The sequence below is a fragment of the Roseateles chitinivorans genome (assembly GCF_002761755.1).
GTDB lineage: Bacteria > Pseudomonadota > Gammaproteobacteria > Burkholderiales > Burkholderiaceae_C > Roseateles > Roseateles chitinivorans.
The window spans coordinates 1-12,969 of the sequence record NZ_PEOG01000071.1 but is presented as its reverse complement, the minus strand read 5'-3'; the positions used below and the strand labels follow the sequence as shown (position 1 = coordinate 12,969).

The 12,969-nt window shown below is 72.4% G+C and carries 1 protein-coding gene; it reads left to right on the top strand.

The annotated features are described in order from the left end of the window. Positions 1-14 precede the first annotated feature (14 nt). Positions 15-12,969, top strand: a 12,955-nt coding sequence (locus CS062_RS20630) for a two-partner secretion domain-containing protein (protein WP_143742429.1), incomplete at its 3' end; no start/stop codon positions are given.

The following is a 12,969-nucleotide window of genomic DNA, read 5'->3' as shown; positions in this document are numbered from 1 at the left end:
CCGTTGAGCTCACGATGAACCGTCTCCAGTACCGAATCGTCTTCAACAAGCAGCGCGGCCAATTGATGGCCGTGGCCGAGACCGCCGTCAGCCAGACCAAGGGCGGCGGCGGGGAGAGCGGAGCGCCGGCGCGTCGCGCACTGGCCTCCGCGGACGGGGTGCCCGCGATCTCCCGGGGCCCGCCGGCGCTGCTCGCGCTGGCCGCGGCCTTTGCGATGGGGGCGGTGATCACGCTGGCGCCGGAGGCGCTGGCCCAGGTGAAGGCCGATCCCAACGCGCCCAGGAACCAGCAGCCGACGGTGGTCAACAGCGCCAACGGCACGGTGCAGGTGAACATCCAGACGCCCAGCGCAGCCGGCGTCTCGCGCAACACCTACAGCCAGTTCGACGTCGACAAGCAGGGCGTGATCCTGAACAACGCCCGCGGCGACACCAGCACGCAGCTGGGCGGCTTCGTGCAGGGCAATCCGTGGCTGGCCAAGGGCAGCGCGCGGGTGATCCTCAACGAGGTCAACAGCAGCGCGCCCAGCCAGCTCAAGGGCTATGTGGAAGTGGCCGGGCAGCGGGCCGAGGTCATCATCGCCAACCCGGCCGGCATCCAGGTCGATGGCGGCGGCTTCATCAACGCCAGCGCCGCGGTGCTGACGACGGGCACGCCGCGCTTCAACGCCGACGGCAGCATCGCCGGGTACGGCGTGCAGGGCGGCTTGATCCGCATCGACGGGCAGGGGCTGGATGGCTCGCAGACGGACTACACCGCGCTGCTGGCGCGGGCGGTGGAGCTGAACGCGGGCTTGTGGGCCAAGGACGCGCGGATCCAGACCGGCACGCAGGTGATGACGGTGGACGGCGCTGCTGCGGGGAGCGGCGCGGGGGAGGCCCTGGCGCCGAGCGGTGATCGCCCGCGCTACGCGCTCGACAGCACCGCGCTGGGCGGCATCTACGCGCAGCGGATCACGCTGGTGGGCACCGAAGCGGGCCTGGGGGTGCGCCAGGCCGGCCAGATCGTCGGCGGCCAACTGACGCTGCGCGCCGATGGCTGGCTGGACAACACGGGCACCGTCTACGCGCAGGAGGCCGATGCCAACGGCGCGCCGTCGCTGACGGTGCAGTCCAACACCGGCGTGCGCAATGCCGGCTGGCTCGCCTCGCGCGGAAGCGTGGAACTCAAGGCACCGCAGCTGACCGGCGAAGCCGGCAGCGCGACCGTCGCCGGCATGAGCTCGGACGGCGCCATCGTCGCCGGCGCCGGCAGCCTGTCGCTGACCGCCGCCCAGTCGGCCACGCAGCTGGGCCAACTGCTCGCGGGTGACGGCATGACCCTGCAGGCGCCGACCCTCACCGCCGATGGCGCGCGCCTGGCGAGCAACGGCGCCGCGCTGGCGATCACCGCCGATGCCTTCAGCGCGCAGGGCGCCAGCATCGAGCAGTACGGCACCGGCGGGCTCACCCTGGACGCCCGGGCGCTCACGCTGAACGGCGCGACGCTCTTGTCCAACGGCGCGCTGTCGGCGCGCGCGGCGCAGCTGATGCTCGATGGCGCCGATGTCCAGGCGCTGTCGATCTCGCTGAAGGCCGACGGCACGCTGAGCCAGCAGCGCGCGTCGCTGCGCTCGGCCGGCGCCGCGACGCTGAGCGCGGACCGCATTGACAACCGCGACGCGCGCGTCGCCGCCGATGGCGGCGTGACGCTGCAGGCGGGCACCGAGCTGCGCAACGATCGCGGCGAGTTGTACGCCGCCGCGGGCGGCATCGTGATCCGAGGTCAGGCCGACGTGGTCAACACCGCGGGCGCGATCGCGGCGCGCGATGGCATCTCGGTGGAAGCGCGATCGCTGGCGCAAGAGCAGGGTGCATCGATCGACGGCCAGGTCGTCGAGCTGAAGCTGCAGGGCGCGCTGCGCCAGGACGCGAGCGCGCGGCTGTCGGCGGGCAACAGCCTGTCCGTCGAAGCAGCCTCGATCGCCTCAGACGCGCAGGTGCGCGCAGGCGGCGCGCTCGGCCTGTCTGCGCGCGAGAGCGCCGTGCTCGGCGGCTCCGTTTACGGTGGCAACGTGAATGCCACCTCCGGCGGCGACCTCAGCGTCAGCGGCCTGCTCGCCGCTCAACGCGACCTGAACGCGAGCGCCTCTCGCCGCCTCCAGACCGGCAGCGCCGCGACCATCGCGGCCGGCCTGGGCACTGATGGCCGCGTCGGCGTGCAGGGCGCACTGGCGATGTCGGCGGGCTCGGAACTCTCGCTGCGCGGTCAACTGCTGGCCGTCGACGCGGCCTTCGACGCGGCGGGCATCGACCTGGCCGGCGCACAGCTGCAGGCCTCCAACGCGCTGCGCATCAGCACGGCGAGCGACCTGGTCACGGAAGGCGCGCGGATGAGCGCCTCGTCGCTGACGCTGCAGGCGCAGAACTGGCGCCATGCCGGCGGCCAGCTCGCGATGAGCGGCACCGGCGACTGGACCGTCGTGCTGTCGGGCCAGCTCGACAACCGCCAGGGCCAGATCCAGACGAACGCGCGCAGCCTCACGCTGACGGCGCAGGACGTCGACAACACGGGCGGCCGCATCTCGACCGCCGGCGACGGGCTGACGATGACGGTGCAGTCGCTCGCGAACCAGGGCGGCGTCCTCTCGACCAGCGGCGATCTGCGTGTCGATGCGCGCCGGCTCGACAACCGCGACGGCGAGCTGAGCGGTCGCGGCGTCGACCTGCGCGGACAGCAGTTCGACAACACCGGCAGCGGCCTGATCGTCTCCTCGCGGGACTTGAGCGTCCGCGCCGACGCGCTGACCAACACCGGCGTGATCCGGGCGGCGGGTGCGGCGTCGATCGATGCGCAGGCGCTGACGCATGGCGGCACCATCGCCGCTGGCAGCGCGCTGGAGGTGCATGCCGGCACCATCGACAGCAGCGGCGCCTTCGCGTCGGGGCTGAAGGCGGACAACACGGTCGGCACCACGGGCGACCTGTCGTTGAAGGCCGATGGCGCGCTGAAGCACAGCGGTGCGGCGCTGGCCGGTGGCGCGGCGCGCCTCGAAGGCGCCGAGCTGCAGCTGCAGGGCAGCCGCACGCAGGCCGCGAGCGTCGCCGCGCAGGCGAAGGCCGGTGACCTGCGCCTCGATCGCGCGGCGATGGCCTCGGCGGGCGCGCTCGACCTGGGCGCGACGGGCGCCATCGTTTCCGAGAACGGCCAGCTCAGCGGCGGCACGGTGACGCTGTCGGCCGCCGAATGGCGCAATGCCGGGGGCGAACTTTCGCAGACCGACACCGCTGGACGACTCGTGGCGACGGTGGCGGGCGCGCTCGACAGCCGCGGCGGACGCATCACCGCCAACGGCACGGCGCTGACGCTCTCGGCGCAGCAGCTCGACAACACGGCAGGCCACATCGTCCACGCGGGCGCTGCCGCAGGCGAATTGCGCATCGACGCCGGCACGCTGGCCGGCGCGCGGGGAGAGATCCTCGGCAATGGCGGGCTGACGCTGACCACGAGCGCCGCCGCCGACCTGAGCCAGGCGCAGACGCAGGCCGACCGCATCACGGTCCATGCCGGCAGCCTGTCGCTGCAGAACGCGCAGCTGGTGGCCAAGAACGCGGTCGATCTCACCGCCGCGCAGGCGCTCGACAACACGAGCGGCCTGGTGCAGGGCGGCGGCCCGGTGACGCTGCAGGCGGCGACGCTGACCAACCGCGACGGCCAGATCGGCGGCGCGGCGGTCACGCTGCGCGCCGGCGCGATCGACAACGCGGGGCAAGGCCTCGTGACCTCGGGCTCGAGCCTGACGGTGAATGCGGATCGCCTCGACAACGCGGGCCAGCTGCAAGCCGCGGGTGACGTTGACGTCACCGCTCGCGACGTGCTCACGAATGCCGGCCTGATCACGGCGAAGGGCGATGCCCGCCTGGACGCGAGCGCCTTCGACCACACCGGCACCGTGGCCGCGAGCGGCAATACCCGCATCACCGCCAGCACGCTGGCCAGCAGCGGCAGCTTCGCCGCGGGACTGCAGGCCGACAACACGATTGGCGATCGTGGGGACTTGACGATCACCGCGCAGCGGCTGCGTCACAGCGGCACGTCCGTGGCCGGCGGCACGCTGACATTCAGCGCCGACAGCGTCGCGCTCCAAGGCAGCAGGACGCAGGCGGGATCGGTGTCGCTGCAGGCGCTGGCGGGCAGTCTCGCGCTGGACCAGGCGACGGTCGCAGCGGCCCGGCAGCTGACGCTGTCGGCCTCGGGCGCGCTGGACGCGGCGGGTGCGACGCTGAGCGGCGGCTCGGTCTCGATCGCGGCCGCCGACTGGCACCACGCGGGCGGCACGCTGGCGCAGACCGACACGGCGGGGGTGATGCAGGTCGACGTGTCAGCGTTGATCGACAACCAGGGCGGCCGCATCGGCGCGAATGCTCAATCGGCGACGCTGAACGCCGGCCAGCTGGACAACCGCGGCGGCGCGATCACGCATGCCGGCGTCGGCGCGCTGACGATCTCGGCGGCTTCTCTGTCGGGGACGGACGGCCGCGTCGCCAGCAGCGGCGACCTTGCGATGACCGTGCGCGGCGCGGCGACGCTGGATCGTGCGCAGACGCAGGGGCGGACGGTCACGCTCGATGCCGGCAGCCTCAGCCATCGCGATGGTCAGCTGCTCAGCCAGGGCGATGCCTCGGTGCGGACGAGCGGCGCGCTGGACAACTCCGGCAGCTTCTACGCGCAGGGCGCGATGACGGTGACTGCGGGCAGCGCGCTCACGCACACCGGCCTGATCGCGGCGCAGGGCGACCTGACGGTGCGGGCGGACAGCATCGCCAGCAGCGGCGCCTTCGCCGCCGGCATGAAGCCGGACACCACGTCGGCCGCGCAGGGCGAGCTGACGCTGTCCGCGACACAGACGCTGCAGCACTCGGGCACGGCTCAGGCTGTGGACCGCGCGACGCTGGAGGGTGCATCGCTGCTGCTGCAGAACAGCCAGACCACGGCCGCCTCGATCACGCTGAATGCGCGCGGCGGCGAACTGCGCCTGGACCGCGCGCTGCTGTCGGTGCGGGATCTGCTCGACCTGCGCAGCAGCGGCACGCTGAACACCGAGGGCGCGCGCATGAGCGGCGCCAGCGTCGCCATCACGGCGGTCGATTGGCGCAATGCCGGCGGCCAGGTCGGTCAGACGGATGTGGCGGGCCAGTTCACGGCGACGCTGAGCGGCCTCCTGGACAACCAGGGCGGGCGCATCGCCGGCAACGGCGCCACGCTGACGCTGTCAGCGGACCGCATCGAGAACGGCGCGGGCCAGATCGTTCATGCAGGCACGGCGGGCGGCACGCTGCGCCTGGATGCGACGACGCTCAATGGCGTCAACGGCACCATCGCCGGCAACGGCGCGCTGGCGCTGAACATCGCGGGCGATGCCGACCTGAGCGGCGCGACCGCGCAAGGCGATCGCGTGACGGTCCACGCCGCCAATCTGAAGCTGCGCGATGGTGAGCTGCTCGCGCAGAGCTCGGCGGCACTGACCGTCGGCGGTGAACTCGACAACACCGACGGTCTGATCCACGGCGGGAGCCGCCTGACGATCGATGCCGGCACGCTGGTGAACCGCGATGGTCAGCTCGGCGCGGTCGACGTGACGCTGAAGGGCGGCACGATCGACAACGCGGGCCTGGGCCTGATTGCGGCGCGCGGGAAGCTCTCGGCGGACGTGGCGAGCCTGAGCAATGCGGGCTCGATGCAAGCGGGCGGCGACCTCGACCTGCGCGCGAGCGGCGCGCTGCGCAACGGCGGCACGCTGCGTGCGCAGGGCGATGGCCTCCTGAATGCGGACGCGCTGGTCAACACCGGCACCGTGACGGCTCAAGGCGCGCTGACCGTCGCAGCCCGCGACATCGCCAGCAGCGGGGCTTTCGCCGCTGGCCTGAACGCGGACAACACGCTTGCCACGCATGGCGACCTGACGCTGACCGCGAGCGGTCAGCTGCAGCAGAGCGGCACCGCGCTGGCGGGCGGCGCGCTGACGATGAGCGGCGCCGGACTCGCGCTGCAGGACAGCCGCGTGCAGGCGCAACGCGTGACGATGACGGCGCGGGCCGGCGACGCGCGTCTGGACCGCGCGACGGTGGCCGGCGGCGAGCGTCTGACGCTGTCCGCGGCGAATGCGCTGGACACGTCCGGCGCGACGCTGGGCGCGGGCTCGGTGTCGATCACGGCGACCGACTGGCGCAACGCCGGCGGCGATCTCGCGCAGAGCGCGGCGGATGGCGAGCTGCGCGTCTTCGTGGCGCAGTCGCTGGTCAACCAGGGCGGCTCGATCGCGGCCAACGCGACGGACGTGACGCTGGCCGCGGTGCGGATCGACAACCGTCAAGGCACGCTGCTGCATGCCGGCGCCGGCACGCTGGCGCTGAGCGCGCAGCAGCTCGACGGCACCGGCGGCGAGATCCTGGCCAAGGGCGCGCTGTCGATCCGGACGCCGGGCGCCCTGACCCTGGACGGCGCGCTGACGCAGGCGCGCGACATCACCGTGAACGCAGGCAGCCTCAGCCATCGGGACGGCAAGTTGCTGAGCCAGACGGGGGCGGCCTTCACCATCGGCGGCGCGATGGACAACACCCGCGGCCTGGTTCAGGCGAGCGGGGACCTGCGCGTGGGCGCGGCCTCGCTGGACAACACCGACGGGCAGCTCGGCGGCCGCGCGGTCAGCCTGACGACGGCGGGCCGGCTGCTCAACGGTGGCCAGGGCCTGATCACCTCGGTGCAGGCGCTGACGATGGAAGCCGGCCAGCTCGACAACGCCGGCAGCCTGCAGTCGCAGGCGGCGATGGACCTGACGGCACATGGCGCCTTCGGCAACACCGGCAGCGCGTATGCGCGCGGCGCGCTGACGATCACCGCCGAGGGCGCGCTGACGAGCAGCGGCCTGCTGGCGGCGCAGGGCGCGCTGTCGGTGCAGGCGGCGAGCATCGCCAGCAGTGGCGGCTTCGTCGCCGGCCTCAAGCCGGACAACACGCTGGGCATGCAGGGCGACCTGACGCTGCGCACGAGCGGCGCGCTGCAGCAGAGCGGCCAGACCGTCGCCACCGGCACGATGACGCTGTCGGGTGCCACGCTGCAGCTGCAGGACGCCAAGCTGCAGGCGCAGCGCGCGGACCTGACGGCCAGCAGCGGCGACCTGCGCCTGAATCGCGCGACGCTGGCATCGTCGGGGGCGCTGGCGATGTCGGCGGCGGGCGCGCTGGACACGGGCGCGGCGTCGATCTCGGGCGACACGCTGTCGGTGGCGGCGCAGCGCTGGTCCAACGTCGATGGCGGGGTCACGCAGATCGGCCAGGCCGGCGCGCTGAGCGCGACGCTGCAGGGCGCGCTCGACAACACCCGCGGCGAGATCGCCGCGGCGGGCCGCACGCTGACGGTGAATGCGGGATCGATCGACAACACGCGTGGCCGCGTGGTGCATGCGGGCACAGAGGCGCTCAGCCTCGCGACCGGCACGCTGAGCGGCGCGAGCGGCGAGATCCTCGGCGCACACGCGGTGACGCTGACGGCGACGGGCGCGGTCGATCTGAGCCAGGCGAAGACCCAGGGCGGGACGGTGACGCTGCAGGCGGACAGCCTGCGTCATCAAGGCGGCCAACTGCTGAGCGGCGGCGATGCGCAGCTGCGCGTCGCCGGCGCCATCGACAACACCGGCGGCGCCATGGGCGCGGGCGGCTACCTGCGCGCGCAGGCGGCGTCGCTGGACAACACCGGCGGGCAACTCGGCGCTCGGGCTGTCGACCTGACGCTCGGCACGCTGACCAATGGCGCGCAGGGCCTGATCAACGCGCAGACCGGCCTGACCATCGGCGCGAGCCAGGTGACGAACGCGGGCTCGCTGCAATCGGGCGCGGACACGCGGCTGACGACGACCGGCGCGCTGACCAACAGCGGCAACGTCTACGCGCAAGGCAACGCGACGGTGAACGCGGGGCAGACGCTCACCAACCACGGCCTGATCGGCGCACAGGGCGCGCTGACCGTGGAGGCGCCCGCGCTGGCTGGCGCGGGCACGCTGGCCGCTGGCCTGCGTCCGGACAACTCGCTCGGCGCGCAAGGCGACCTGACGGTCCGCACCACGGGCACGCTGCAATCGGCCGGCTCGATGCTGGCCGCGGGCGCGATGACGCTGCGCGGCGGCGATCTGCAGCTGCAGGACAGCCGTCTGCAGGCGGCGTCGGTCTCGATGACCTCGACCGGCGCCTCGGGCCTGGGTGCGCTGCGCCTGGACCGTGCGATCGTCGCCAGCGCTGGCGACCTGATGCTCGCGAGCGCGGGGCTGCTGTCGACCGACGCGGCGACGCTGAGCGGCGCCAACGTCGGCCTCACGGCGACGGACTGGCGCAATGTCGGCGGTTCGCTGACGCAGACCGGCGCGGCCGGCGCGCTGACCGCGACGGTCGGCAACCAGCTCCTCAACACCGACGGCCGCATCCAGGCGGCCGGCACCGGCCTGCGCCTGCAGGCACAGGCGGTGGACAACGTGCGCGGCACGCTGATGGCAGCGGGCAGCGGTCCGCTGACGGTCACGACCGGCACGCTGGATGGCAGCTCCGGCCAGATCCTGGGCAATGGCGCGGTGACGATCGCCGCGACCGGCGCGGTGACGCTGGCGGGGGCGCAGACGCAGGGCGCGGGCGTGACGGTGTCGGGCAGCAGTCTCGACAATCGCGGCGGCAACCTCGTCAGCAATGGCGGGGCGCTGCTCAACCTCACCGGCGGCATCGACAACCGCGGCGGCACGGTGGCCAGCGCGGGCGCGCTGGATGTGCGCGGGGCCAGCCTGCTCAACGGCGGCAATGGCCTGATGCAGAGCGACTCGACGCTGCAGGCCACGATCGGCGGCACGCTCGACAACCAGGGCGGCCGGCTGCGCAGCGGCGCGGCGATGACGCTGAATGCGGGCACTGTCGACAACCGCGGGGGCTGGGCCGGCAGCGACGGCTCGCTGAGCGTGACCACGGGCGGCGGGCTGCAGAACGCGAGCGGCACGCTGCTCGCACAGCAGGGCGTGTCGCTGAGCGCCGCGACGCTGGGCAACCAGCAGGGTCGGATCTCGAGCCTGCAAGGCGGCGTGACGCTGCGGGCGCAGGGCGCGATCGACAACACAGCGGGCGTGATCCAGGCCGGGCAGACGGCGGATCTCGGCTCGGCGTCGCTGGTCAACGCGCGGGGCGAGGTGTCGGGCGCGGCAGTGGTGATCGATACGCGCGGCCAGACGCTGGACAACAGCGGCGGCCGGCTGATCGCGACGCAGTCGCTGGTGGTGGACAGCGGCACGCTGGAGAACCGCGGCGGGCTGCTGCAGTCGGGTGGTGGGCTGTCGGTGCAGACGCATGGCGCGGCGCTGAACAACACCCGCGACGGGTCGGTGACGACGCCGACGGGCATCCGCGCGCAGGGCGCGATGACGCTGAACGCCGGCACGCTGACCAACGAGCAGGGCATCGGCGCCGGCACGTCGGCGCAGGTCAACGTGGGCCAGCTGGTGAACCGCGCGGAACTGTCGGGCTCGGCGCTCACCGTGTCGGTCGGGGGCACGCTGGACAACCAGGGCGGGCGACTGATCGGCGCGCAGTCGCTGGACGCGTCGGCGCAGCAGGTGCTCAACCAGGGCGGGCTGATCTACGGCGGCAACACGCTCAACCTCACGGCGGCGGGCCGCATCGACAACACGAACACCGGCGGTACCGGGCAGGGCATCCAGGGCGGCGCGGTCAATGTGCGCGCGCAGCAGCTGGACAACATCGGTGGTCAGGTGCTGGCTGGTGGAAGCCTGGGGCTGACGATCGCGCAGTCGCTCAACAACGCAGGCGGCGCGCTGGGATCGTCGGGCACGCAGACGATCGGGGACGGGGCGTCGGTGTCGGCGTTGTCGCTGAACAATGCGGGCGGACGCATCTGGTCGGGCAGCGCGATGGGGCTGAACCTGCGGGAGCTCGCGGGCGGTGTCGGCGGGCAGATCAGCAGCGGCGCTGGCATGAGCGTCAAGCTCGTGGGCGATTTCGTCTACGGCGCGAGCAGCCAGTTCCAGTCGGCGGGCGACATGGTCCTCGACGTCTCGGGCAACTTCGCCAACCAGGGCACGCTGCGCAGCGGCGGGACGCTGGCGATCTCGGCGCAGAACATCGACAACGCGGCCAGCGGCGAACTCAGTGGCGTGAACACGCTGCTCACTGCGGCGGGGCAGCTCACCAACCGCGGCCTGATCGATGGCGACGGCGTGCTGCTGACCTCGGACCGGCTGGTCAACCTGGGCACCGGCCGGATCTACGGCGGCGACGTGGTCATCGACGGCGGCACGCTGGTCAACGGCGCGGAAGGCGGCGTGGCGGCGGTGATCGCGGGTCGGCGCTCCGTCGATGCGCAGCTCAGCCGCGAGGTGTCCAACACGGACGGCGCATTGATCTTCGCGGACGGCGACCTGCGGCTCGCGGGCGCGAGCCTGCTCAACGAGAACTCGACCATCGAGGCCAGCCGTGCGCTGGCGCTGCAGATGACGGGTGGGATCGTGAATCGGACGGTGCTTCAAGGAGCAAGCACCGGACAGGGTTATGGGCAGGGGGACTTGGCGTCAAGGGCATTCATCCGCGCCGGCGGGGACATGACGATCACGGGCGCGACGCTGCTCAACAGCGGCGCATCTATCGAGGCGCGAAGCAATCTGATGTTGACGGCCGGACGCATCGACAACGTCAATCCGTACCTGATGTGGGGGCGGTACGAAGCCGCCGCCGCCACAGAGGGCGTGCTCGAGATCCAGTACAAGGAGAGCGGCAGGCAGGACATAAACCTCATTGAGTACGAGCTCAATGGCCGCACCGAGCAGCAGGCGTTGGCGGACTTCGACCGGGAGCACCCAGGCGTCCTCATCGTTTCGTACACGTCGACCGCGGTAAACGGCGAGGAAGGCGCGCCGCTCACGCAGTCGATGGCCGCCAAGATCATCGTGGGCGGCACCTTGAGCATCGGTGCGGGCACGATCAACAACGACATGAGCCAGGTGGTCGGCATGACCGGCGCGGCGATCACCGGTGGGCAGGTCACGAACGTGCCGCACACCGTGACCGCCACGGACGCACAGGGCGTGGCGCACACGGTGAACCTGGCGCTGGCGGGCGGTGTACCGGTGGTAGGGCAGGTGTCGCAGGCGCCGGGCGGGCGTCAGGGCGCCGGTGCGGTGAGCACTGGGGGTGGTGCCTCGACACAGCAGGCGCAGGGCGGCGCTTCCGCCAGTGCGAGCGGTCTCGCCGGTGCCGGCGGTCTGCTCGGCCGCGTGACTCGCCAGGTGCAGCAAGGCATTGCCGCGCAGGCCAACGCGCAAGGCAATGCGCAGGTGCGGGCGGGCAGCGCGATCGCGTCGAACGCAGTGGCGACAGGCAACGGCGCCGCAGGCGCTGGCGCGGTGCAGGTCATCCAACGCAGCGGCGCGACCGCGACCGAGCGCGCCATCACCGCTGCTCAGACCGGCGACGCGGGCGCACAAGTGCAAGCGGCGATGCGTCACGAGCGCGATGGCGACGCGGTGCAGACGGGCTCGGCGCAAGACCTGCAAGGCGCCCGTGTGACCACGCAGTTCCGAGATGGGCAGGCGGTCGAAGCCGCGCAGGGCAACGGCACGACGCAACAGGTGCAGGGCACGGCGCGGACCGGGCTCGCCGGCTTGCTTCAGCGGGCCCGTGCCGCGGCGGCCGCACAGGTCGACGCGTCGGCGCCGTCCGACCAGAAGGCGACGACGCAGATCGGCAAGGTGACGACCCAAGCCGGCTCGACGAGCCGACCCGGCTCGGCGCAGAGCGCGGCGCTGAAGGTCTCGGGTCTGAGCGTCGGTGGCCGCTTGCTGGGCGTGATGCCCAACCTCACGCTGCCGTCCAACAGCCTGTTCAAGACGCACAGCGAGCCGGGCAGCAAGTACCTGGTCGAGACCGACCCGCGCTTCGCCAACTACCGCGAGTGGCTCTCCAGCGACTTCCTGCTGGAGGCGATGGCGCTGGACCCGACGGTGACGCAGAAGCGCCTGGGCGACGGCTTCTACGAGCAGCGCCTGGTGCGCGAGCAGATCGGCCAACTGACCGGCACGGGCTACCTGTCGGGCTACGCCGACGACGAGTCGATGTACCGCGCGCTGCTGACCAACGGCGCGACCTTCGCCAAGGAGCACCAGCTGGTGCCAGGCGTGGCGCTGACCGCCGAGCAGATGACGCAGCTCACCAGCGACCTGGTGTGGCTGGTGGAGCAGACGGTGACGCTGGCGGACGGCACGACGCAGCGCGTGCTGGTGCCGCAGGTCTACCTGGTGCCGCGCGAAGGGGACCTGCTGCCCAGCGGCTCGCTGATCGCGGGCGGCCGGGTGGAGATGGCGCTGACGGGCGACTTCAACAACGGCGGCAGTGTGCGCGGCGGCGTGGTGGCCATCCAGGCGCAGAACATCGCCAACACCGGCGACATGCGTGCCACGACGCTGGCGCTGACGGCGCGCGAGGACCTGCGCAACATCGGCGGGCAGCTGGCGGCCACGGGCGACATGAGCCTGGTGGCGGGCCGTGACATCGTCATGCAGAGCACCACCGCCAGCGGCGGCACCGTGAAGGGCAACGTCACAACGAAGGCGACGGTGCTGGACCAGGTGGCCTCGCTCACCGCGGGTGGCGTGATGGTGGTGCAGGCCGGGCGCGACGCGCAGCTGCAGGCGGTGCAGATCACGCAGGGCGGCGCGGATGGCGCGGGCGCCGAAGGCGGCGTGATGGTGGCCGCAGGGCGCGACCTGACGCTGAGCACGGTGCAGACCTCGAGCTCGCGCGACCAGGTCTGGAATGCGACGAACTTCAAGAAGGAAAGCCAGAGCCAGGACGTCGGCACCGAGATCAAGGCCGAGGGCGCGGTGGTGCTCAAGGCCGGGCAGGACCTGAGCGCCACGGCTGCGCAGATCGCCAGCGCGCAAGGCCCGG